The organism is Shewanella sp. SR43-8 (genome assembly GCF_014163775.1).
In the GTDB taxonomy this organism is placed as follows: domain Bacteria; phylum Pseudomonadota; class Gammaproteobacteria; order Enterobacterales; family Shewanellaceae; genus Shewanella; species Shewanella vesiculosa.
In genome coordinates this window covers 109,504-133,878 of record NZ_JACJDX010000001.1, presented here as the reverse complement: position 1 = coordinate 133,878, position 24,375 = coordinate 109,504, and the positions used below count along the sequence as shown (strand labels likewise).

24 protein-coding genes are annotated in these 24,375 nt (G+C 40.2%); 13 read left to right on the top strand and 11 right to left on the bottom strand.

Features of this window, described 5'->3' with window-relative positions; translation table 11 throughout:
* Positions 1–80 precede the first annotated feature (80 nt).
* Complete coding sequence (locus H5114_RS20630; protein ID WP_182721931.1) at positions 81–941, top strand: 4'-phosphopantetheinyl transferase superfamily protein; 861 nt, start codon at positions 81–83, stop codon at positions 939–941.
* Here the strand turns inward: H5114_RS20630 and H5114_RS00550 are convergent.
* A complete protein-coding gene (locus H5114_RS00550; protein ID WP_182721930.1) occupies positions 938–2,461 on the bottom strand; it encodes a S10 family peptidase in 1,524 nt (507 codons plus the stop codon). The genes H5114_RS20630 and H5114_RS00550 overlap by 4 nt on opposite strands.
* A 383-nt stretch (positions 2,462–2,844) precedes the next feature.
* The gene (gene queF / locus H5114_RS00545) at positions 2,845–3,702 is read right to left on the bottom strand and encodes an NADPH-dependent 7-cyano-7-deazaguanine reductase QueF (RefSeq protein ID WP_124016962.1); all 858 of its coding nucleotides are present in this window, start codon (positions 3,700–3,702) and stop codon (positions 2,845–2,847) included.
* Between the two features lie 54 nt (positions 3,703–3,756).
* Here queF and syd point away from each other — a divergent pair, with 54 nt between their 5' ends.
* The gene (gene syd, locus H5114_RS00540) at positions 3,757–4,407 is read left to right on the top strand and encodes a SecY-interacting protein (protein WP_182721929.1); all 651 of its coding nucleotides are present in this window, start codon (positions 3,757–3,759) and stop codon (positions 4,405–4,407) included.
* A 95-nt stretch (positions 4,408–4,502) separates the two neighbouring features.
* Here the strand turns inward: syd and H5114_RS00535 are convergent, their stop codons facing one another.
* The 3 genes from H5114_RS00535 to H5114_RS00525 are packed head-to-tail and all read right to left on the bottom strand — an operon-like array spanning position 4,503 to position 8,350.
* Complete coding sequence (locus H5114_RS00535; RefSeq protein WP_182721928.1) at positions 4,503–7,196, bottom strand: ATP-binding protein; 2,694 nt, start codon at positions 7,194–7,196, stop codon at positions 4,503–4,505.
* A gap of 14 nt (positions 7,197–7,210) precedes the next feature.
* The gene (locus H5114_RS00530; RefSeq protein ID WP_124016965.1) at positions 7,211–7,984 is read right to left on the bottom strand and encodes a Zn-ribbon-containing protein; all 774 of its coding nucleotides are present in this window, start codon (positions 7,982–7,984) and stop codon (positions 7,211–7,213) included.
* Positions 7,985–8,350, bottom strand: a complete 366-nt coding sequence (locus tag H5114_RS00525; protein WP_182721927.1) for a hypothetical protein — start codon at positions 8,348–8,350, stop codon at positions 7,985–7,987.
* A 159-nt stretch (positions 8,351–8,509) separates the two neighbouring features.
* Here H5114_RS00525 and H5114_RS00520 point away from each other — a divergent pair, with 159 nt between their 5' ends.
* Positions 8,510–8,893 carry a DUF3192 domain-containing protein gene (locus H5114_RS00520; protein WP_124016967.1) on the top strand — a complete coding sequence of 128 codons (384 nt, stop codon included), beginning with the start codon at positions 8,510–8,512 and terminating at the stop codon, positions 8,891–8,893.
* Positions 8,894–8,928: 35 nt separating this feature from the next.
* Here H5114_RS00520 and H5114_RS00515 read toward each other — a convergent pair whose 3' ends face one another.
* Positions 8,929–9,165: a DUF2789 domain-containing protein gene (locus H5114_RS00515; RefSeq protein WP_124016968.1), complete on the bottom strand. Its 237-nt coding sequence runs from the start codon at positions 9,163–9,165 to the stop codon at positions 8,929–8,931.
* A gap of 177 nt (positions 9,166–9,342) precedes the next feature.
* Between H5114_RS00515 and H5114_RS00510 the strand changes: the two genes are divergently transcribed.
* From H5114_RS00510 to msrA, 3 genes are all read left to right on the top strand, one after another.
* Complete coding sequence (locus H5114_RS00510) at positions 9,343–9,972, top strand: GNAT family N-acetyltransferase (protein ID WP_182698037.1); 630 nt, start codon at positions 9,343–9,345, stop codon at positions 9,970–9,972.
* 69 nt (positions 9,973–10,041) lie between these two features.
* Positions 10,042–10,359: a DUF962 domain-containing protein gene (locus H5114_RS00505; RefSeq protein WP_124016970.1), complete on the top strand. Its 318-nt coding sequence runs from the start codon at positions 10,042–10,044 to the stop codon at positions 10,357–10,359.
* Between the two features lie 1,110 nt (positions 10,360–11,469).
* Positions 11,470–12,063: a peptide-methionine (S)-S-oxide reductase MsrA gene (gene msrA / locus H5114_RS00500; protein ID WP_182721926.1), complete on the top strand. Its 594-nt coding sequence runs from the start codon at positions 11,470–11,472 to the stop codon at positions 12,061–12,063.
* Between the two features lie 536 nt (positions 12,064–12,599).
* Here msrA and H5114_RS00495 read toward each other — a convergent pair.
* Complete coding sequence (locus H5114_RS00495) at positions 12,600–13,229, bottom strand: heme-binding beta-barrel domain-containing protein (protein WP_182721925.1); 630 nt, start codon at positions 13,227–13,229, stop codon at positions 12,600–12,602.
* A 267-nt stretch (positions 13,230–13,496) separates the two neighbouring features.
* Between H5114_RS00495 and H5114_RS00490 the strand changes: the two genes are divergently transcribed.
* Positions 13,497–14,021, top strand: coding sequence for a LuxR C-terminal-related transcriptional regulator (locus H5114_RS00490; protein ID WP_182721924.1), 525 nt, complete (start codon positions 13,497–13,499; stop codon positions 14,019–14,021).
* Between the two features lie 363 nt (positions 14,022–14,384).
* Here the strand turns inward: H5114_RS00490 and focA are convergent, their stop codons facing one another.
* On the bottom strand, positions 14,385–15,965 hold the full coding sequence (gene focA / locus H5114_RS00485) for a formate transporter FocA (protein ID WP_182721923.1): 1,581 nt from the start codon (positions 15,963–15,965) through the stop codon (positions 14,385–14,387).
* Positions 15,966–17,374: 1,409 nt separating this feature from the next.
* Here focA and H5114_RS00480 point away from each other — a divergent pair.
* The gene (locus H5114_RS00480; RefSeq protein ID WP_124016975.1) at positions 17,375–18,082 is read left to right on the top strand and encodes a hypothetical protein; all 708 of its coding nucleotides are present in this window, start codon (positions 17,375–17,377) and stop codon (positions 18,080–18,082) included.
* Positions 18,083–18,201: 119 nt separating this feature from the next.
* On the opposite strand, the gene H5114_RS00475 is transcribed toward H5114_RS00480, so the two are convergent.
* Together H5114_RS00475 and H5114_RS00470 are read right to left on the bottom strand one after the other, a co-directional pair.
* Positions 18,202–18,588: a DUF3301 domain-containing protein gene (locus H5114_RS00475; RefSeq protein ID WP_124016976.1), complete on the bottom strand. Its 387-nt coding sequence runs from the start codon at positions 18,586–18,588 to the stop codon at positions 18,202–18,204.
* Positions 18,585–19,598 carry a DUF3549 family protein gene (locus H5114_RS00470; protein ID WP_182698042.1) on the bottom strand — a complete coding sequence of 338 codons (1,014 nt, stop codon included), beginning with the start codon at positions 19,596–19,598 and terminating at the stop codon, positions 18,585–18,587. The genes H5114_RS00475 and H5114_RS00470 overlap by 4 nt, the downstream gene beginning before the upstream one ends.
* Positions 19,599–19,647: 49 nt before the next feature.
* Between H5114_RS00470 and H5114_RS00465 the strand changes: the two genes are divergently transcribed.
* Positions 19,648–20,010: a YqcC family protein gene (locus H5114_RS00465; protein ID WP_124016978.1), complete on the top strand. Its 363-nt coding sequence runs from the start codon at positions 19,648–19,650 to the stop codon at positions 20,008–20,010.
* A 170-nt stretch (positions 20,011–20,180) separates the two neighbouring features.
* Positions 20,181–20,981, top strand: a complete 801-nt coding sequence (truC, locus tag H5114_RS00460; protein WP_404716461.1) for a tRNA pseudouridine(65) synthase TruC — start codon at positions 20,181–20,183, stop codon at positions 20,979–20,981.
* Between the two features lie 17 nt (positions 20,982–20,998).
* On the opposite strand, the gene H5114_RS00455 is transcribed toward truC, so the two are convergent.
* Positions 20,999–21,160: a hypothetical protein gene (locus H5114_RS00455; protein ID WP_165870116.1), complete on the bottom strand. Its 162-nt coding sequence runs from the start codon at positions 21,158–21,160 to the stop codon at positions 20,999–21,001.
* 171 nt (positions 21,161–21,331) lie between these two features.
* Between H5114_RS00455 and H5114_RS00450 the strand changes: the two genes are divergently transcribed.
* The 3 genes from H5114_RS00450 (at position 21,332) to purU (ending at position 24,275) form a co-directional block, all read left to right on the top strand.
* Positions 21,332–21,796 carry a flavodoxin gene (locus H5114_RS00450; protein WP_124016979.1) on the top strand — a complete coding sequence of 155 codons (465 nt, stop codon included), beginning with the start codon at positions 21,332–21,334 and terminating at the stop codon, positions 21,794–21,796.
* On the top strand, positions 21,748–23,226 hold the full coding sequence (locus H5114_RS00445) for a PTS transporter subunit EIIC (RefSeq protein ID WP_182698044.1): 1,479 nt from the start codon (positions 21,748–21,750) through the stop codon (positions 23,224–23,226). The genes H5114_RS00450 and H5114_RS00445 overlap by 49 nt, the downstream gene beginning before the upstream one ends.
* Before the next feature lie 176 nt (positions 23,227–23,402).
* Positions 23,403–24,275: a formyltetrahydrofolate deformylase gene (gene purU, locus H5114_RS00440; protein ID WP_182698045.1), complete on the top strand. Its 873-nt coding sequence runs from the start codon at positions 23,403–23,405 to the stop codon at positions 24,273–24,275.
* Positions 24,276–24,375 lie beyond the last annotated feature (100 nt).

Genomic DNA, 24,375 nt, shown 5'->3' with positions numbered 1-24,375 from the left:
GTTTGACAAATTCCTCGCTGAATCGAGCTTATTGAGGTAATTTAACGGTATTAACCTTTAATAGAGCCTTGTTTGTTTTAATGTCTGTTTCATCTCCTATAAACTCATCTCAGCCGCTTTTTCAGCCACATATTTATTTTGTGCCACTGGATGGCGCGCTTTGTGCTGCAGATTATGAGGCTGGTTTAGCCTTAAATTGGTTAACCGATGACGAGGTTGCTAAGGTTAGTCGTTACAGAAGTGAATCGGCGCGCAATACTGGTTTACAAGTGCGTTTAGCGCTTCGGGCTATTATGTCACTTCATAGTGATTTAAAACCTTTTGAGTGGCGTTTTAGCTATGGTGCTAAAGGTAAACCGGCGCTTAGCGAAGACTTATTGGTTCAAACTGGGCTGCATTTTAATTTGAGCCATAGCGGCGATTGGCTAATGATCGGCATTGTCAGTAATAAGCAAGCATATGCCGCTGAAACAGCCTTGTCATTTGGTGTTGATATTGAGCGTGAACGCAGCAGTACCAAAATAGAAGCTATTTTGAATCACTACTTTTCTGCTGTTGAAATAGAAGATTTGATGGCATTGCCGCTTGAGTTACAACGCCAACGTTTTTTTGATTTATGGGCGTTGAAAGAGGCCTTTATTAAAGCAACAGGCAAAGGGCTGGCGCAGTCGTTAACCTCTTTTGGGTTTACATTTGCTGCTAATAGCGTGTTTGAAGCTGTTAATGAGCAATATCCTACTATCGCAGCGAGTGATTATATCCATTTTTCAGCGCTCGATTATCACGAGCCGCAATGGCAGTTTTACTTTGGCCGATTAAGCCCATATTACCGCTTCAGCGTGTGTATTGGTGATATGCAATCTCAGTCTTTGCTGCACATAAAAGCGCCAACGATGTCGATAATATCCTTGGCGCAATTAATACCTTCTTCACACGACTAGTATTTTGCCGCTTGTTGTTCTGTTGGTAATGTGGAGTTAATAAATTGGCGCAAATCTTGATTTGATTGCTTTAAGTCATCGTGACGAAGATACATCATGTGGCCACTGCGATAGCCTTTAAATGATAACCTGTCTTTCATTAAGCCACTGCGGTCAAGCTGCCACATGGTGTATTTAGCATCAAAATAATTAGTTGCACCATCATAATAACCCGATTGGATCATCACATTGAGGTATGGGTTTTGCGCCATTGCCATGCGTAAATTTTCACCGGTTTTATTACCGCTTCTATCCCACGGATGAACTGGTCCGAACATATTGTATTTTATATCAGTTTTATAGTTCAGTTCGGTACGCAGGTAATCATTAATTGCTGGAGTAAAACTGTGAAGCCAAGAGGTAAGCTCTGCATTATAGTCAGGACTTGCGCCAACGACTTTTTCATCGATACCGATATAACGTGAATCTAAACGACCTATGGTTTGCTTGCGGTCACGCAATAAGGATTTCCAAAAGTAATCAGTGTCGATATCTAAATTACTTTGCAGTACATCCGTTAGGCTAAGCCCTGAATAATGAGCAATTTGTTGGGCAATGCGCAGCTTTTCATCTGGATCAATAAAACTGCCTTTGGCGAGTGCTGGTAGATATTGATTTAAGGTAAATTGCTCTACCTCAGCTAAAATCGGTGTTAAATCTTGTTGCTGTAAATCAGTATCAAGTGCTTTGTGGTACCAAGCTGCAGCGGCAAAATAGGGTAAGCGATTAGCTGCCTTTACAGGACCATTTCGCTCAATACCAAGATCTGTGGGTGAGACTAAGATAACCCCATTAGGATACATCCATTGATTGTTCTGCAGTTCAAGGGCTAAACCGGAAACCCTTGCAGTACCATAACTTTCACCAATTAAATACTTAGGTGAGCGCCAGCGTTCATTTCTAGATACAAATGTGGTGACCCATTCTGCTAAGTATTTTATATCGGCTTTAACTCCAAAAAACATTTTTTGTTGCTCATCTTTTGAAGGCATTTTGCCTTCATCATTTGGCAATACTCTTGAGTAACCGGTGTTAACAGGATTAACGTAAACGATATCGGCAATATCCAGTATTGAGCTGTCGTTATTTTTGACGCCATAAGGTTGTAGTGGGTAACCTTCGTCGTCCACATTTAATACTCTAGGTCCAGTATAGGCAATGTGCATCCACACCGAGGCAGATCCTGGGCCACCATTAAATGAAATAATTAACGGTCTTTTAGTGTCGTCTTTAACGTCAGTACGTTGGTAATAAGTGTAAAACAAGGTCGCGGTCGGATGACCTTCTTCATCCCATACGGGTTGAGTTCCTGTCGTGGCTTTATAGGGGATGGTTTTACCATTGATCTTCGCTTTATGCTCGGTCACTACTTTTTCATCAATGGGTATTTGTCTGATATCGTTAGCAAAAGCGTTTGATGAGATGCAGGCGCTTTGTAAAAAAAGCACGATTAAACCTGTATGTAAAAGTGATTTGAGCATAAGAACTCTCTGGTTATGTTAGTCATTTGTGGTCGAGTAGACTGCAGATTAGCATAGCGATTGTTCAAATGTGTTGTGAACAACAAGGCTATATTGTAAAAGTTTGTGCCATATTAAGTGATGTCTGTGATGTGTATTATCAATGTGTGTAGAAGGTATTATGCTCATGATATACCGATCGATTTAGGCCTTATATTCATTTAAACCTAGGCTTAATGGCATTGAGTACTGCTCGAAAAGTGTTATTAAAAAGAACCTAGTGCAAGTATTAACACCTCACTGAGAATGGCGAAGAATGAGCATATGGCTTAAAAAGATCGGTAGATTAATTAAAAAAGCCTTTATCAAAGATAAAGGCTTTTTTGCAGTCAATTCAAAAGCAATTACTGTCTTGCTAGACGGTTCGACTCTGGTGGATTTTCAAAATCACTGCGATAAGGGTTGATGTCTAAGCCGCCACGGCGGGTATAGCGTGCGTATACGGTTAGCTTAGTGCATTGGCAATATTTCTTTAAGTCGACAAAGATACGTTCAACGCATTGTTCATGAAATTCATTATGCTGACGGAAAGAAATTAAGTAGCGCAGCAGTTTTTCACGGTCAATTTTAGGGCCTTGATAACGGATCATCACGCTGCCCCAATCAGGCTGTGAGGTGATTAAACAATTAGACTTTAATAGATTAGAATTTAGTGTCTCAGCGACATTCTTATCTGCGTCTGTGCTGTCTAATAAATGATCTGGGTTAAAGGCGTACTCATTAACTTCAATGTCTAGCTCATCAATACAGCTACCCGGTAAATCAATGATACGTTCAAGATTAAAAAACTTAGGCTCAATGACTTTTACGCTTAGCTCACCTTGGGCGCAAGTGCTTAGGTCACGGCTTAAGGTTTCTTGTACGGCTTCTACACTGTCAAATTTAGTTTGGTTAAAACTATTCAAGTACAGTTTAAAAGACTTAGATTCAATCAAATTGACACTGTTGATATCTAACTGAACTTCCAAAATAGCAACAATAGGCTTGCCTTTGGCATTAAGCCAAGACAATTCATACCCTGTCCAAATATCGGTACCATGAAAAGGCAGTTCACCGCTTAATTCAATAGCATCTCGGTTAAGTTTTCGAGGAACCCCTTGCAGCAGTGACGCGTCATACTCAGCTTGATAAGCAGTTGCACGGCCTAATGTTAGGCCTTTTAATGCTGCAGCGTCACTATAAGGGTCGTGATTGTGTGTCATCTAATCGGTTTCCGTGTCAAAATATGGTTTTATTATAAACTACGAGTGGCTTAAGTGTCTTGTTCATCTGCATTAGATTGCTTCATTAAAAAATATCTTAATTCTTATCAAGATACCCTATCTGAATTTCCGCGCTATTATCCTTTGGGCGAGGATTCGGTATGTATTCAAGGTGCATTTGATACGAATAACGATAAAATCGTATTCTGGCAACCTGTTAAACGGGATGATACAGGCGACTTTAGTAATGTAGAGCATGCATTAAATATTCAGTTACACCAAGATATTCATGCATTTTATGGGCAATATTTTTCAGCGCCATTGGCGTTTACTGCATCGTTTGGCGAAGGTGAATTAATCCAAGCGTGGAATCAAGCTGACTTTGAAAATTTGCAACAAAATGTAATTGGTCATTTGATCATGAAGCAAAAGCTTAAACAACCAGCAACTTGGTTTATCGGCGTGTTAGGTGATGGTGACGAAATGCTAACCGTAAACAATGATGATGGCAGCGTATGGATAGAAATACCAGGCGAAAAACAAACTACTCAGATTGCACCATCATTAACTGAATTTCTGCAGCAACTCTCTCCGTTAATAACCCCACCAGTTAAACCCATAGAAGAAGCTGAGATTGTTGCTGAGCATCCTGGGATCTGGCTGCGGATCAAAACCATGGGACGACATTTTTTACGTAAAAAATAACCATCAGCAGTATTGAAATGCTCTTTTGAGTGTTTCAATACTTAATGCATCCACAGTGGTTAATCCTATAAATCATCCCCGCTTAGCTTTTCTCGTCATGGTAATAACAGCGTAGACTTTATTTTATCAATGCATGCTTGCTTATCGACAACCCACAGACCATAGCTTAGTGGCAGTATTTCAACTCCTGCTCTTTCAAATAACCTGTAGGTTGTCAGTTCGAAAAAATTAGCCCATGGTCCAGGAAAGCCAATAAGATCGATGGCAAGGTACTTGTTAGCATAACGGCATAAAATATCTATTTCTGTGCCAACAATGGCATAACCCGGCCATGTTTCTATTTGTTGCTCTTGTAATGCTGCAATGATTTGTTGTTGAAATGCGTCTATTTCTGAGGTGACGCTATGCTCGGCATGAAAAGTGGTCATTGATGCTATATAGCGCCGCAGTAGATTATTTTCTGGCAATTGTGAGTCATCAATTGACAGGTATAACGACTGTTTTTGACGTGCTCTGGTAATGGTGACATTAAATACATCGGCCTTGTTTAGGTAGGCTGCTGCATGTTTACTGTTATTATCAATTGCAAACGAAATCAACATAATATCTCGTTCTTCACCTTGAAAACCAAACGGCGTAGCAGCGCGAATACTGTGTTTAATGATATCGGCTTGAGGAATATGCTGTTCAATCAGTGCGGCAATCTGTTCTGCTTGAGCGCTGAAAGGTGAGATGACTCCGATACTGTGGGCTATGCCAGTGTTATTGTCGGTTGTTATTTGAGCTTGAATATCAGCTAGGATGCATTGTGCTTCTTGATGATTTACGCCGGATGTGTCGCGGATCCCCTCTAGTCGATGAAGGTGCAAATGGCCTGAGCTCGTACAAGGCCGGTGTTGCATGACTTTTAATCTTGAATGATAAAAAGACTGATTACTAAAATGGATGAGTTCAGGTTTACTTCTAAAATGTTCATCTAGAAAGGCCAGCTCTTTATCGGTTTTTAAGGTTTTTAGGGCTAAATCTAAGATAGAATTATCTCGATAACTGATGGCGCTCTGGTTGTTTTCAGGCACATTGTTTTTGCTTAATAATTGATTCTGCTTAGCTCTGGCTAAAAATGAATAGTGTTTTAATTGTTTGGTATCGCCAACAATCAGTGCCCGTTTTGCACGATATAAGGCCGGTAAACAGCTGCTAATATTGCATTGCGTGGCTTCATCAATAATCACTAAGTCAAACATTTCACTGTTAAGCGGTAATACTTTGTGCAGGCTATTTAAGCTCACCAACCAGATGGGAAATGCAGCAAATAACTTGGCATATTCAATCTTCGCAAACTGGGCGAGTTGTTTACTGGAGGTCCGACTGCGTATTGCTTGGTTAAATGCTTGAAGATACTTTCGGTGTTGGCTGACTAATGTTTTTAAGTTGTTTTTTTTAAGTGCATTGAGATAGTCAGAAGCAAGCGTTTCACGTTCAATGGTGCGTTTGTTAATGGTATCTAATGCATGCCATTGATGGTGCCATTGGTTTATTGATCCTTGAATAAAAAACAGATAAGCGCGTTTTAACCACTTTGATTGTTGTAACTCAAGTTGGTGCAACCGCAAGCCTCGGCTGATGGCTTTTTGGCTGAAAGCCATAAAACGATGTTCTAATTTACCTAGCAATCGATTTAGCTGGTTAATTTCCTGTTCATTTGCTTTGGGGCTGTTGTCCAAGTCATCTGCAAAGTAACCGGCTAACAAATCGGCGGTATAGTCTTTTAGCTGCTTTAAAAAGGCTTTTTGTCCGGCCTTAATTGAAACATCGCCTAAGGTAAAGTTACTCGCCAATTTGTCTGCAATAACATCAAGGGCCACTTCATTATTGGCCACAATTAACACCGACTCTCCGCGAGCCATATGTTCCGCTGCAACGGCAGCAATAGTATAGCTTTTACCTGTGCCGGGTGGGCCAGACACACAACCTAGACTGTTGTTAGCGGCGATAGCGATGACTTTCTTTTGTGGGCCAGATAATAGTCCAGGCAAAAAGTCGTACTTGAGCTTCGCAGGTTTGGAATCCTTGTTCGACTTTGCCATTGTATGGTTAAAGAGCTTACCGATAGGGGCTGATAGCTGATTAGCATTGATGATAGTGTCTAATTCGTGAAGTACGCCGCGGCTACTTTTTGATCTTTCAACAAAAATTAACATGGAAATGGGTAATAAGCTGGGGATCTTTTTTGTCAGTGCTTTTTTGATGTCACTGTATTGAGCAAGCTTCGGATATTGGAGTAATTCAAGCGAGCTTATTTCAATATGATTATTACTAAAATATGAGGTCCAAAATGATGCGGAGCGAGTCTCTTCAGTAAAAAGCGATTCTGCTAGCGCATTATCTTCTGGGAGTAATTGTTGCAGTAAGGCTTCATTGATTTCAGTTTCATCGGCTTGGGTAGAAAAATAGCAATTACCATTATCCTGCTCAATGGTGGCTTCGCTAAAGAGCAAAGGCGATACCACCGTTTTAAGCTCGCCTTTTATGGTGACTTTGCCGACAAACAAGAACCGTGCATACAGTAATACTCTTTCTCTTTGATACATTGCTACCCGTTTTAACATTGGGGCGGCAAATTCTTCGGGGATAGGTAGCCGAGGTAAAAAACCTGTGCCTAGTTCATCTTTACCTTGAAGAATTAAACGGTCTTCTTGTTTAAGTTTATTGACGTTCCAAAGATTAATGGAGGCACTATCTTCCTTGTAGCAATCTCGGTAATAAGAAATAATTTGTTTGTAACTCAATGAAGTAATTCCATTTACTGATGGTCCCAAGATATATTAGACACTATGCGGCATGGCTCGCAGCGAAAGTGAAACATGTCTAACAAAGGCTGTTCAAGTTTCCAATGATGTGAACCACAACGTGGGCAAGCTCGGTTTAATTCGCTTTCTAACGACTCACCACCGACACGATACAGATAATAGTAAGTTGGTATTTGCGTTAAAAACTCTATTCTGCCACGTAAATCCCAACCTCGTCTAAACAGGTCGCTGTCTACCCGAGTGATTTCATCTAATGCGGCAAATTCAGCTTTAGTGGCAGCCGCCATTTGTAGCTCATCACATGCTTGCCATTCTGTTTGCCATTTTATAATGCGTTTATGATCGCCATTGAAGGTCGCAGGTAATTGATACAGGGGGATAGGCAAGAGATTATCGCCATTACGTAGCGGTGAGCACATATGAACATAACTGGTATACAACACCTGCCATGATGGTGTCTCTGTGCTGCTAACTTCAGAGTTAATGTCTTGGCCGATGAACTTTTCTCTAGGAGCCAATAGTTTGGCCGCGGTTAATCCGGCTAAAGTGACCTTTACCCACGGGCTATGATAACGATTTGCCAGGCTGGTTTTTTCGGGTAACAACAGGCGAACTCTAAATTCACCATCATTAAAAGCGACGGCAAACTCCCTGCCTAAAATTTGTCCATTCGCCCTTAGGGCTTCAAGAAAAGCGTTGATGGCTTTTTCTACGGTATCAATTGTTGTGTCGGCAAAACATTCAAAGCGCAGTTCAGTAACAAACATCTATTGGTCTGCCTTATTAATAATGATATTGCTTTGAATGGCATTGTCTTGTAATTGATTTTCTAGCTGTTCGACTCGCTTAGTGAGCAGTGTGACGTGTTGTTGCAGACTCATGACCTGCTGAATAACATCGGTAAGATCCACGTTATTATCTGCAGGTTGGTCAGCCACAGCGGCAATATCGGCTAATTCTGGTATGTGTTGCCACTCGGATTTTGGCAACGCCTTAAACTGTTGTAAACCTTGGATTAGGGTAGGCATTGGAATGCTATTTCCTAAACGGCTTTTAATCAGTGCCAAACAGGGAGTATTTCCATTGTTAGCAATCGATTTAGCCGCGGCAAGTACTTGCTCAATTGGACTCATTGTTGGTTAAATTCCTTAATTCGGTGGTGTGAGATTAACTAATTCTTATTAAATATAAAAATAAAGATATATAAATCAGCGTTTTAATTTTTGGCACGATTCTGGCTTAAAGGAACTGTAAATACAATGCGGATTTTATTTTAACAAAAAGGATGCAACATGAAATTAAAACTTATCACAGCTGGATTAATTATTGCCACATCAGTAGGGCTAAGTGGTTGTGTTATCAGTGTCGGTGATCATGAATCGGCTAAAAGTGCTGACTATTGGCAAGTTCAACAAGATAAGAATCGTGAACTGTTGAGCAAACTGTCTATGGGGATGACGAGTGATCAAGTGATAACTCTAATGGGCACCGCCGATTTCAGCGAAGCTTATATTAAGCCGACTGAAAACCAAGGGGAACAGTCTATCAAGGTCATGTTTTACCGAACGCAATGGGCGCAAGGCGATGGTAAAACAACCAAAGATGAATGCACGCCCATTGTGTTTCGCGATGATGTTTTAGTCGGTTGGGGTAACACCGCCTACAAACAAATCTGATGAGATAATGGCGCTGTTATAAGGTCAAAAATTAATTACATTTCAGCGCGCATCATTACGTCCAATTGGTCAATCACTTCTGACCATTGGGCGTCTTCTCGTAATGCTTCTTTTAAAAATGCTTTTTGGCCTGGATTCCAGCAATCTGCATCGGTTATTAACGTATGCTTAGCAAGCTTATTTTGCATAACAAAGTCATCGATACCCACTTGATCATGCGGTAAACCTAGTTGCATAAATAAATGGCTAAGATCATTTGATGTAGTGTCCATTTAAAGGATTCCTTGTAATGGTGTGGTAAACAAATTCAGTATCAGCGTTGATGAGGTAAATAGCAAACAACTGGCAATGACAACCGCGAACAGGCTAAATGCGTAAACAAAACTTGTAGAATGTTTCAAACTTGTTAAGTTAGATTGAGTTTAGAGAGTCAATAACAAGGAATAAAAATGGACAATCACACCTTGGAAACTATTCGTGCAGTGTATTTGACCGCAGAAGACCTGAGAGTCGCAGCTTCCATTCTCTACAACGCATATCATGATGACCCCTATTTTATTGACGTGCTTGCTCAAGATGATGAACAACAATATGAGCAAAAGCTTCGGGCAGCCATTCGTGAAGAGTTAAATGAGTTATGGCAACAAGAACAAGCTTTAATCGGTTTATTTGATGGTGAGCGTTTAATCGGAATTGCGTGTGTCATTTCTGATCTCATTCCTTTGGGTGAGGGACGATATTGGCACTGGCGTTTCAAAATGATGCTGGGTACCGGATGGAAATCGACCCAAGGATTAATGCAAAAAGAAACCTGCATTCTTGAACATCTGCCTTCTCAAAAGTGTGGTGTTTTACAATTTATTGCTATATCACCAAATGAGCAGCAAAAAGGTTATGGGGCTAAGTTAATTCAAGCGGTATTGAGTTGGTGTGATGAACAACCTGATCTCGATGGAGTCGGCGTGTTTGTTAGTAATCCATCACATCATCGGGCTTTGGTAACACAAGGGTTTAGCAGTATTGCTAACGTTAGCATCGGTAATATAGAAGGTGAAATTCTGTTTTACAGTAAAGTGTAAAGCCAGCGTAAAATAATTGAATACTCATCGGGCCATATCATTTGCGGATTATCAATTAAGGAGTGAATAGTGGAACCTAAACGTTATTCTTCATTTACAGAATTTTACCCATTTTATCTGTCGCAACATCAAAACCCTATTTGTCGAAGGCTGCATTATATTGGCAGTAGCATTATTTTGGTTATCATTGTGAGTACCTTGATTAATCAGCATTGGTGGCAATTATTGTGGCTGCCCGTTGTGGGTTATGGCTTTGCATGGTTAGGGCATTTTCTATTTGAAAAAAATAGGCCTGCTACATTCACTTATCCGCTTTATAGTTTGTGGGCTGATTGGGTCATGTTTGGGCAGATGATAATGCGCCTGTGGCGAAAATCAATCCGATAGTAATAACCTGCTCATGCTTTTGTAAGCCATATCCTACAAGCATGTAAGGGATCTTATCTAAAGTTGTCAGCGTTTAACGTCATTAATTATATTTAATATATAAAAATCATAGTATTACATGTTTTTTCTTGAGTGTCGGTATGTTAAGCATCTATTTCAATGATGTTGAGTGACTTTTCATCGAGCTGGTTTTGATTAGAATGTAGTTATCGAAAGCGAGTTATTTGTTGGTTTTCTTAGGATGAGAAATAAGACAATTAATGCTTAAGAATATCATGGATGTTATTAGGACACGCTCACGGATTGAGCATAAGCTCGGCAAATGGATAGCCGAATCAAGGATGAGTGAAAACAGTCATGCTGTTGACACAAGGATAACAAGGATAGGGCTGCAGGATGCAGCATGGATAGATTCAACGGATTGAATAGATTTACCGCTCAGTCAATGGATAGGCTGTTCAAAGGAGTGACACTCATGAGTTTGTTTGTATTACACAAATAGACAAGGAAATGAGAACAGGGAAAAGGACTGCAGGAAGCATGTTTACATGGATGGTGTGCAGGGAGCAAATATTCAGCAGGATGCTGACAAAAGTGTTAACGGGCACAACCTTATAACTTAAGGTTGTGCCTTTTTGCATCTAAAACTCATATTTGAGCCGCTACGGAATTCTATGGTCGGACTGGTTGATGATGTGCTAGGTTAACTGGCTTTAGCTTATCTAAATCGCTAATCTCAATATTCATAATAAGTCCTATCGATATCGTTCAGTTTTCGCGATGTTTTTATAATCCTGTGATGTAATTGAATACTTATTTGAACGATTATCTCGTCATCTTTGTGACACTAATGTTCGCCAATATGACCCAATATCAACTGAATCTGCTAATGCCTATATTGATACTCTCAATTTATCCCGAGGGCATGTTCAAGCATGTCATTGATACTCTGAAAATGCTGATGATTATCTCAATGACCTTTTGTCTAAATAATAAACTCAATGTAATAGTGACAGCTTTCTGCCATAGTGAACCTCCACATTATTAACTTCGTAGTGCACATATGTTTGATGCAAGCAGGCCATCATCTCGAAAAATAAGGAGGGTGTTATGAAAAGTATATTAATGCTAACAATATTGGCAGCAAGCTTATTGTCCTATGCTTCTAACGCCACGGCAGATAAGACCATTTTAGCCGGAGGATGTTTTTGGTGTATGGAGTCCGATTTTGAAAAGCTTGATGGTGTTAGCGATGTGATATCAGGGTTTACTGGTGGAAGCTTAAAAGATCCCACCTATAACGGTAACCATGCAGGTCATTTTGAAGCGGTACAGATAACCTATGATCCTAGCAAAGTGAGCTACAAAGAGTTATTAGATTATTACTGGGTAAATATTGATCCCTTTGATGCAAGAGGGCAGTTCTGTGACAAAGGTACTAGCTATTTAAGCGCAATTTTTGTGGCAAACGATAAAGAAAGGCAAATTGCCGAACAGTCTAAAAGCAATATTGAAAAACAATTTCCTAACCAGAAAGTGGTTACGCCAATTTTAGCATCGAGTGTTTTTTACCCTATCAAAGGCGATGAAAGTTACCATCAAGATTACTATAAGAACAATCCTATTCGCTACCATGCTTATCGCTGGAATTGCGGTCGTGACCAAAGGTTAGAGGAAATTTGGGGAGATAAAGCGACACATTAATCAGGTTGTTTGGCACAACACATATGAGATTGAAAGTGAATCAGCTATTCACTGCTTATATTTAGAATAAAGTAACGATTTTTAGTGGCTATTGCTTGATGTTAATGCCGTAAAAATTGTAACTATTAAATAAAGTGGATTATTTGACTGTGGCTATTGAGACGATTAATTATTTGAAAATCAATAACCATTAGTCACAAGTTGATTTACCCCATTTGCAACTGTTTCCTTTATCAGGATCAGATCTTTATTGTGTTCGGCGGTCGATGATTGTTTAGCTTCTTTTGACGATAACCTGCTCTGTTTATTTGTTTAATTTCACTATCAAAAAATATAGTTTGGAGTAATAGGCGGACATCAGCTGATTTAAGCCGTTAATAAGCCAAGTTTATGACTGATGCCCTTTATGCCTAGATTGCCCATGCGTTGCTGATGCCTTCTCGTTATTTGAGTAGAAGGACGCTGTTATCTGCAGCGTCTAATCAATGACCTACTCTTTGCCATTGTTTTATTTAAGCGCGAGAAGTCGTATTAACTTACTCATTCACTTTTTCTAACGTCGCAGCATCGGTATGTGAGAAATCTTTACCGTAGATATTGAGTTTGGTGGTTTGTGAGTAGGACAGGGTTTTTTCACCAATTTCCATTGTCATAGAGAATTCTTGGGTCGTCGCATTCTCGGTCATATATGTCGATTCACCTATACCTCTACTTGGCGCTGTCAGGGTCATTTTTTTGCCTGCTTTTCCTTCTGCGGTCACACATACCGCTCTTGGCACACAGTATGAGTTATATACCATTTGATTCTTTTGGTCGTAAATCATATAACCACGCTGATCATGAAACTTGGCATCGTCTCTTTGTCTAAACACCTCTAGTTTGTAATAGATAGCGACTAGAGATTGATCACTGGCATTAACAGCGTCGGCAGCGGCTTCATATGTTCTTATTTCATAGAAAGCTTCTACAGCTGTGCCACCTTCACCAACATTTGACCCTGTTCTTCCAGGTGCGATGTCAACGCCGGGACTAACCGTTTTCCACGATCCAATTAACGGCTGAAGTGGACCAAAATCAACATTTTGAGCTACAGCTTGCCCAGTAAAAGATAATGAAAGGGCGATTGATGTCAGAATGATTGCGGGTAGATAGTTAAGATTTTTCATCGATGTTTCCATTTATATTATTAACAGCAAGTGTCGATTGGGATCCGTTAGGCTTGAGTCAATATGCACAGATGAACTCAAGTCATCATCACCTCAGGTAACGCCGATGATAGGCCTGGTTGAATCATTGTTATATGGGCGTAATGTCCCGATCTCTGTTTCTGTATAAAAATAAGGGTTAATTTTCAGTACGTAGGACATATGTCGCATACCCAAAAAAGCAATGAGTGAGACAATTAACAAGGAACTAATTTTAGGGAAGTAATGATGCACTATATTCGAAATGTGATGATTGACGCTGGAAAGTTAAAATTTCTGACTATGCTATTTTTTTTGATCGTTATCATCACCAGTATTTCGGATTTTTTTGCCGATATGGGGCGGGGGGCTAATATATTGCATATATTACAAGAAGCTACAGTTTCTGTTTTTTCGCTATCTTCACTGTTGATGTTGCTATGGAATGAGAAAGTGACCACACGAAGAAACGCACAGTTGCTCAAAGAGCGTGATCAAGCGATCATTTACTCAATGCAGGCATCGAAAGAATTGATAAGTGCCAAGCGACATTTTGGCGAGGAAATAGTAAAACAATTTTCTAGATGGGGGTTAACTGATAGCGAGTCTGACATTGCTTTGTTTACTCTCAAGGGATATAGCGCTAAGGAAATCGCTAATTTTAGAAACGCTTCAGATAAAACCGTACGCAATCAGTTAACGAGTGTATATAAAAAATCTGCGACTACGAGTAAAGTTAGCTTTATTGCTTGGTTCATGGAAGGCTCGTTGTAACGCTCTATATCTCAAAAGCTCTCAATACGAATGTTTGTTTAATGGGACTTGAATGTGAAAAGAAATATAACGCTAGCTTCACTTTGGTGAATAATCTAGTGTGATGAATTTGTCAGCCTTGGTTGTATAAATGACAATCAATATGGTTTATCGATGTTGTTGATGAATAATAAGCTTAATCGGCTGACAAACTGTTTCGCACTGTTATAGACAGCATTACCCTGCGCATAAACCTAGAGAGTCAATCTTATATAGGAACAAGTTAGCGATATTGTTAACTTGTTCCTGGTGATATCAACTTAAGCAAAGTGTTTGTGAGTTGACTATGAAATCAGTATTTGCATCGGCATTGTGTCCTCGGGATTATGCTACTGATTGCTGTTCAACCGGATGGGTAATGCCATCGTGCTCTGGACTATAAAGCTTAGCAAACATTTGCATGAAGGTTTCACGACGAATAACCCCACATAAACGACCGTTTTCAACAACTGGGTAAGTACTTGGTACTGTTGCAGATGCATCACGCAGACGTTCTTCATAGCTTTGATAGCCACCGCTAATGTACATACCTGAATCTGTCACAGGGAATAGTTTGTTTTTATCAACCACCATAAACTCTAGCAATTGAACAATTTTCTCTGTTGGTGCGACAGTGAGTATTTTAGTTTGCATAATATCTTTGACTGAAATAGGCAATGTAGATGCAAACTCCTCAGACCAAAGTGAGCGCATAAGATCTTGCTCTGATACAAAGCCTAATAGCTGATTATCTTTATCGATCACAGGTGCACTGCGGACATTATTTTTTGCTAGCAGGGTAAGCGCTTGATAAATACTTGTATCAACTGAAAGAGTGGTCGGTTTAGTGTCCATTAGTTCACTGACAATAAGTTTTTGGATTTTATTTTTCATGGCTAAGTCCTCTTGACTTGGTTGATATTGAGTTTGTTGAGCAATACTTGAACCTTGGTACTTTTTTGAAATTTGCATCGGAGTTTTTGTGATGGTGCTAATGTGTCGTGATGCAGCTTCGCCAGGGACTTTCATCGCGGTATTATCTATCCAATAATAACCAAGACCTACAAACACGGCACCACCGACGATATTGCCCAGCGTTACCGGAATAAGGTTGTTAAACAGGAAGTTACTTAAGGTAAGGTCTGCAAAAGTTTGTCGCATTACTCCCAATGCACTGAAGTATTCATTTCCAGCAAAGTGTTGAATGGCAATACCCAGCGGCACCATGAATAAGTTGGCAATGCTATGTTCAAAACCGCTGGAGACGAACATAGCAACTGGTAATATGAGCAGTAACGATTTAGCTAAAGCATCTTTGCAGCTAAAGGTCATCCACACACCTAGGCAAACTAACAAATTACACAGTATCCCAAGAGCAAAAGCCTGGCTCCAATCATGGTGGATCTTGTGTTGTGAAACATGCAGTGCATTAAGTCCCCATTGATTACTGTCCATTGCGTACATTTTTGACATCATTACCAGTAGCAGTATCAACATCGCGCCACATAGGTTGCCTAAATAGACGCGCGTCCAACAGCCCAGTAATTGTTTGGTCGAGACCCGTTTTTGTGCCCAAGCAATCGCACTCAATACCGTGCTGGTAAACAGTTCTCCACCCAGAACAACTACGAGAATGAGTCCTAAGCTAAAAGCGATACCACCACTAAATCTGACTAAGCCCCATGAATCCGCTGATGAGCCAGTCGTTACCGTAAGATAAAATACAAATGCCAGAGCAATGAAGGCGCCTGCAAATACAGATAGACCAAATGACTGCCCAAAGTGCTTAGTGACTTTAGCGTGTCCATATTCCGCAGCCTTTTCAAAAGGGCTGATTACAATATGTTCATCTACCACGCAGAAATGGTTTTTTTGCTTGGCTGTTAATAAGTATGGGTTCGCCTCTGGGGCGTGATCCTCCCTCATGATGTCTTCCGTAATGTGTTACGGACTCCAAATCGAGGTGGACTTAAATATGCTATGTACATCGATAACTCCTTGAATGTGTTTATTGTGTCGTTAGTGCAAATTTAAATTACACAATAAATCGCATAAATAATATTGAGACTTTTTTAAGCAAGCTATCAATTAAATTGATAGCTTGCTTGTCGTAGATGAGCGTACTTTTTTAGCGTTTTAGGCTGATTAGAACCGCTTTTTGTCCTTTACATATGACACGCTGTGCCATTATGAGGAGCAGGCCGTATGGTCGTTTAGGCCTTGCTATACACAAAAAATAAAAATTGATAGTGAGTATCAATTTACTCGGGGCGAGAATGATGTCATTGGGCTTAAAGATTATTTAGGTAGTAAAACTGTCACCGCTCAACATACAAACAGCCCATATAAGCAAAATCTAAATAGGATGTTAAAATTTAGGTTTAATCCACTCATGCTTAAAACCTATCTATTGGGATTGGCTAATATTGCTCATAAATTGGCATGAACCAGTGTCAATGTGGTCATTTATGTATAGAACTATTCGGGTAATATCTGCGAGTCCTGAAATGATGCTATTTGGGTAAAATGACCATAAAAGCGAGTTGAGGCGAGTATTCGTGCTATTTACTCAGAATAAATGTTTGATTAGTGTTAAACGTTAACCTGATGTTTACCTTTTTAGCTTGCATTTTTGTGAGATATATCTCACAAAGCATGTGAGATGAATCACCTAATTAATGGTGATTATTTCTTTTTTAAATCTAAGCTTATGATTTTGTTATAAAGTTTATTTTTCATTATCCGCGGGATATTTTAATCATTTAGAGGTACCTGTTTAGGTTGAGGTAAATGAACTATTATTTATCTCGTACCTAGGAAGGGGACATTACAAGGTAGTAAATAGGTCTAGGAAGACCATGACTATACGGACATAACGGACGATATTAAGTTTCAGGATGAAACGCTAAGCTTGCTCAATGGACGCACTAGCGGATTAAGCAGGTTTTATAACATTATCAGGATGATAATGTGCAGTGGATGCAAGATGCTACGCAAATGATTTGCGACAGGATATGTTAAGAATTTCATGGATGATATAAGGACACGCTCAGGATGGAGCAGGCTCGGTAAAAGGATAATCGAGTAAGATGGAAAGTACTTAATTGTACAAGGAACATCAAGGATTGAACAAGGACATAGCAGGAAGCAAGCGATACGCATGGATGGTGCAGGGAGCACATTTATAGCTGGAAAGCTTAACAAGAGATCAAGAGGCCGCGGCAGTTAATGTCGCGGCCTTTCTTTTGTGTTTTTTTCGCTATAATCGGAACTTATCTTGGTAATGTTGTCAAATTGTAAACAGTTGATGTGAGTTTAGTATAAGAGGGAATAGTATGAATGTGTTTACGTTGGCTTTAGTGATCAGTATTGCTTTTACGTGTTACAAAGCTAATGCCGAGGTGACTCCTGAGGAGTTGCAATGGGTTGAGCAGGCATTAAGTGAGATTAACCATAACACCGATGATGCAAATGTACGTTGGCAATATGTTCAGCATACTGTTATGCCTGACTTAACACGAGTTGAACGATTTGATGCTTCACAGCCTGAAATGCAGCGATGGACCTTGGTGTCTGAAAATGGTGAAAAACCTGATAAAAAGCGCACAGACAAATATCAGCAACATCAACAAGATCTTAAAGAGGATAAAGATGAGAACAGCCATGAGTTAGCATTTTCTGATCTTATTGATTTAACCACACTTGTTTTGGTGGCTGAAGATGAAACGAGTGTAGCGTTTAAATTTGTTCCTAATATTGAAGAACTTGATAATGCTGCTCTTACTGGAATGCTTTATTTAGATAAAGCATCCAAACAGCTGAAAAAAATTCTGATCAGTAATACCGATGATCTGAATCCGGCATTTTCAGTCACCTTGACAAAATTTGAATTAGAATTAGGGTTTGCTGTGTTCGAAGGTTTAGCGATGCCAGAACATACATCAACCACTATCGAAGGAACGGCGGCAATTTTTAAATCGCTTGATAGTATCCAAACGGTGACTTATCACGATTATAAAATGATTAACAAACCTCAAGCTTAATGCTGGTAAGAGCAATGCTATTAACAAATAGATGAACAGTAATGTTTAGTTCTCGGGCATTGAACAACAAGAAAACGCTATTTTGCTCAAGAGTGCAAAATAGCGTCAAGTTAACCTCATTAATGGCATTTGCCTGAATCGCAACTTTTACTGCTGCCGCATCCGCCAAATTTACCACTTGCCATAGGGGCATCCATCCATTCTGGCTCCGGGAAAATAGGCCATTCAATCTTAGTCGCACGATTACCATGCATCATGATGTGTCCACGATATTGGTTTAAACCGTCGGTGCTAAATTCGAACATAAAAGTTGCTTTCCAACAAATGCCTGTCGTGCCACCAATACTCGGACGAGCAGATTCCATTGCAATGGCGAGCAATTGTACGTTCTGTTTTTTACACGACTGCTCTACGACAGTTCGGCTAAGTTCGGCCATTTGTCTTAATTGCCAAAAAAAAGCGCCAACAACAATTAAAGCAACAAATATTAAAAAATCACTCATCATAGGCTGGTTGCCCTAAATAATCCGCCGATAGCGGTCGCTAGTTGAATGCTTCTGTCTGGATGCCTTAAGTCAGCTAATAATCCCGGACGCAAGCTGGGTATTGCCACGATATCAGCAAATACTTGATTAAAGAAGTGCTGCGGCTGCTTTGCAAGTGCTTCTAAATAGTGTTTACGAGTGTCATCATCTTTTAGGGCTAACCAGTTACGAGCCGCAATGGTGATTAAGGTGTTTTCATCCAGAGCTTGCTGGTCATTTAACTGATTAATCGCTGCCATGCTGTAGTGCACATTGGACGCTAATGCCGCTAAATACATGACCTTTAGATGATCTTCAGCTTGTTGTAATTGACTAAACAAGTGTTCAGCAAGGCGCTTATCAAGATTAATGTGCTCCAAGCTTTGGCAAAGTGCAGCTTTTACTTCAATAGGAGCATTATCAAGGGCGTTGATTATGTCATCAAGATGATTAAATTGGTGTGCGCGAACGCAAAGATCTGCTAAACCTTGAACACCCAGTTGTGGCCATGTGTCATGCGCTGCTTGTCCAGACAAATACTGTGCGGCAAATTCGTATTGACTCGATGCTGGTTGATTAAGCTGAAGCCTCACTAAGGCATTAAATAATGCCAGTTTATGTTGATTTGGCTTAAAGCTAAATGGATGATTGGCTAATTGCTCTTGCTGTTCATCAGTTAATGCTTGGGTTGGGTTACGACCCAAGGCCTCTAAAATCATTTTAATAAACTGAGTTCGCGGCGCAGGTGATAATAAACCTTGCTCATCTAAAGGTAATTTTACAAACCAGATATAGGGTAATTGTGCTTGTTGCCAAAATACGATTGCAAACTGCGCATGGCCTTGAATGGGATAAGGATACGGCGCCAATAAAGAGTCAATTTGCTGAAAGGCTAACATATCGATATGTTGCACTCGGCGACCTAAATCGTATATTTGGAATTGAGTATTTGCGGTCGTCAGAAACTGGCTTAGGGTAGTTATCTCGGTCATGGGTGTTGTCACTAAATCACATATGTTGGATGGGTATTCAATGCGCTAAATGATATCATATTCCGACTTAGCCTTGATGTTGTCGTTCACTTTTATGCTTTATTTAACCAGCCAAAATCATTTAATTAAATTAGAACAATTGCTTAAGGAGTTTCAGCTGTGGTCTGATATTTTACCTCCTGTATCAGCAATGACCAGTACGGCACCATTTTGCTGTGATGTAATGGCATTTGAGCAATGGTTGCAGTTTATTTTTATTCCAAAGATGACCGAGCTTGTTGTACAACGACATCCTTTGCCAAGCAATATGGCGTTAGCCCCTATGGCTGAGCACGTATGGCAAAGTAAGCCCCATGGTGAGGTGATGATTGCCCAGTTACGGCAATTTGATATATTGCTCAGCCAGCGTTAAGCGAACAATAAACGTCAGCCACATTAATCCTATACCCTATGCCAACAAAGCTTGACCCAATAGGCTTAGCCCAATACAAAATAAGTAAAGTGATAAAGATGACAAAAGATAACGATGCTGAATACTCATTGGATAATGATGATTTATTTGGGCAAATAAGCTCTGATGACATGAATTATAGTGCTGAAGACACTGACTTAGACGACGTACAGCCTCCTCATGTCGAGATATTATTTGAAGACGAGCATATTGTTGCAATACATAAACCCGCAGGTTTATTAGTCCATCGCAGTTATTTAGCTCGAAGAGAGCGTTTTTTTGCGATGCAGATGACCCGTGATTTAGTCGGTTGTCATGTGTTTCCAGTGCATCGCTTAGACCGTCCGACATCTGGCGTATTGCTGTTTGCTAAATCGAGTGAGGTGGCTCGGGCATTATGTGAGCAATTTGCCGATCACAGTATTAAGAAGCAATACTTAGCCATTATTCGTGGCAATATGCACGAGTCTGGCAGGTTAGATTATGCCCTGAAACAAGAATTTGATGATTTGGGGGACAAGCATGTCGATCCCAATAAAGCAGCACAACAAGCGGTAACGGATTACCAACCACTATTGAATGCTGAAATCCCCTTTAGCTCAGGTCGTTATCCTTCTAGCCGTTTCGGATTAGTAAGATTAAGTCCTCATACTGGGCGTAAGCATCAATTACGCCGTCATATGGCGCATTTACGTCATCCCATCATTGGTGATACTACTCATGGTGATGGTAAACAAAATAAGTTTTTTCGTGAGCATTTCGGTATTAATCGTTTATGGTTGATAGCAAAAAGTTTGCAGTTTACCCATCCGGTGACACAGCAACCGATGCATATAGAAACTGAGTTAGAAGCAGAATGGCTAGATATTTTCGCTGCATTTGGCTGGGATGATGATCAATTATCATCTATGCCAAGTATGTTACTTAGTTAACACCCTAAGACGCTGATTTATTCTATATGATCGGCAATCGCTTTTTTGAGCTTTTCGAACTCAGCAATAGGGGGAATAAGCTTATGATTTTGTTGTTCAATATGAAAATAGTAATTACGGCGTATGTGGGCAGATTTATGCTGGAGTTTGAGTTTTCGCTTTCGGCTCACTTGTCGCATGGTCTAGATTCCATTGTGGCGTTATTTCACTTTGAGCCAACCTGCTTTGACCCTATTGATTTAACCTTAGCAGCATAAAGACACTTGCGAGAGACTAAAAGAATACAGTAAGGTAAGTCATTAACACTCAAGGTATTTTACATAGTATTTAATTTAAGGGGAAAGTATACCATGAAAATGGTCAATATTGTTTTTGGTACTGTTTATGGTAGTGCACAATTTACTGCTGAAACAGTGACTAAGGAGATTGCAAAATTAGGTTTTACCGCTAAACTTTGGCAACCTAATGAATTATTAGGTTTTGTGCCACCACAGAATGAGCTACTAATAGTCGTATCGTCCACTACTGGACAAGGTGATTTACCTGAAGATATTGCGCCTTGGTTTAATGAACTTAAATCCAACGCACCGTATCTGCCCTCATTGCAATACAGCCTTATTGGCTTAGGTGATTCAAGCTACGAAACCTATTGTGGTGCGATAAAACAATTTGATGAATTATTTACTGAATTAGGTGCAAAACCCCTGACTGAACGGTTAGAGATCGATGCCTGTGAAACGATGGAACCCGAAATAGAAGCTAAAACATGGATAGCCACTTGGCACAGCACCGTTATATCGGTAAACGTAGCGTAAGTTTTATTACGCAACAATGGTTTAAATTTGCCCAGCGTCTTAGTCAAGCTCTGCTGATTCCAATTGCTATTTTACCTGCTGCTGGGGTGATGTTAGGGTTAACGTTTAATCCGCTGCCATTTATCCCAACAGAATTAAATACTGTCTTGTCTGCAGTCGGTAACTTAGTGTTTACCATGATGCCATTGTTGTTTAGCGTCGCAGTAGCCATTGGATTTTGCCGTGATCAAGGTATTGCTGCTTTTTCTGCAGTCTTTGGTTTTGGTGTGTTTTTATCTACCATGGGGGCCCTCACAGATATTTATGGCCTGGTTTCGCGGCCATTGTGGGGGATGCAAACCATTGATACTGGCATCGCTGGCGGTATGTTAGTTGGTGCGATCACTTGTTTAGCGGTAAACATTAGTCATCATGTTAAATTACCAGCTATTTTTTCATTTTTTGAAGGTCGCCGCAGTGCGCCCATCATTGTTATTCCTCTCTCTATGGCGTTGGCTTATCTTTTAATCCATGTATGGCCACCGTTATCTCGTGTTATCGAACATCTTTCTGATTGGTCCGTGTATCAAGATCCTGCTATTGCTTTTGGGGTCTATGGTACGGTTGAACGTTTATTAATTCCGCTTGGGTTACATCATATTTGGAATGCGCCATTTTATCTTGAAATAGGCCAATACATTAACCAAGGTACAGTAGTGCGAGGTGAGGTGGCTCGCTATCTCGCTGGTGACCCATTAGCAGGAAATCTCGCTGGCGGCTATTTGATAAAAATGTGGGGCTTACCTGCCGCCGCATTAGCTATCTGGCGTTGTGCTGATAAAGCTGAGCGCAATAGAGTGGCAGGTATTATGTTATCCGCTGCCACGGCCAGCTGGCTAACTGGGGTGACAGAGCCGATTGAATTTGCCTTTATGTTTGTTGCGCCTATCTTATTTATTGTCCATGCATTACTCACTGGTATTGCCTATAGCGTGTGCATTTTGCTCGACATTCATCACAGTATTGTGTTTTCTCATGGATTGGTGGATTTTACGTTATTGTTTTCTCGCTCTGCCAATACGCATTGGATTGTGGTATTAGGTCCGCTCACAGCTGTGATCTATTACGCTATTTTTAGGGCCAGCATTTTAGCATTTAACTTAAAAACCCCAGGGCGAATAGAACAAAGCGATATACCCGCAAAACCCAAAGAGAGCTTAAGAGCGATGATTTCGGCATTAGGTGGGCGCGATAATATAGTTGAAATTAACGCTTGTTTAACCCGCTTACGTATTAGTGTTAACCAAGCGCATTTAATTGATAAAGCCAGACTGATGCGCTTGGGCGCTAAAGGCGTGGTGGTAATGGGTAAAGGTGTTCAAGTTGTCTATGGGACTAAGGCGGAAACACTGCGTAAATTACTGCAAAAATATTTAGATTCTCGACGCTAATGATAGCCGTTATATGTAGTTGTGTTGAATTTTGGCTTAATTTGGCGGCCATTTTTTAGAACATGGGATTAAAAGGAGATAATTTTCATTTTATGAAAATTTATCACTAAAAACCTCACCCAAAAATCTTTTTAAATGGCACACTGTTGAACAGTCTTTAAAGAGGAGTTGTACGCGTGAGCCAACAAGATCATACCATTAATAACCCACCTGTTTTACAGCGAAAAGTGCTGATAACCGATTGTGCCGATGCCCAAGGCTTGATTGCCAAAATTACCAGTGTATGTTTCGCTCATCAATTAAACATTATTAAAAACACCGAATTTGTAGACCACACACAAGGGCGCTTTTTTATGCGCGCAGAACTTGAAGGTCAGTTTGATGATGAACGGCTATTAAGTGAGTTACGCGCGGTATTGCCTACCCAGAATCGGATGAAATTGGTCGATATGGGTAAAAAACGTATTGTTATCATGGTGACAAAAGAAGCCCATTGTTTAGGTGATATTTTGATGAAATCCTATTACGGCGGCTTAGACGTTGAGATTGCTGCTGTAGTGGGGAATTATGATGTGCTGCAGCCGTTGACTGAAAAATTTGATATTCCATTTCATTATGTTAGCCACGAAGGGTTAAATCGTCAGGAACATGAGCAGGCGATGTTGGCGGTAATTCAGCCTTATGAGACTGACTTTTTAGTGTTGGCTAAATATATGCGAGTGTTAACGCCTGAATTTGTGTCAGCATTTCCAGATAAGATTATTAACATTCATCATTCATTTTTGCCGGCTTTTATTGGAGCATCTCCGTACAAGCAGGCTTGGGATCGCGGCGTCAAAATTATTGGTGCAACAGCACACTTTGTGAATAATCTTTTAGATGAAGGGCCGATTATCAAACAAGATGTGATTTCAGTTGATCATAGTTACAGTGCTGAAGAGTTAGCACATAACGGTCGTGATGTTGAAAAAAGCGTATTAAGCAAAGCGCTACAATTAGTATTAAATGAACAAGTTGTGGTGTACGGTAATAAAACGGTAGTCTTTTAACGTCGTTATTTATCGGTCATATACTACAAAAAAGCGCCCAAGTAAGGCGTTACATAAACTGTGTAGCCTTACTTGAGTGTTGGTCTTACAGAGCGGAATA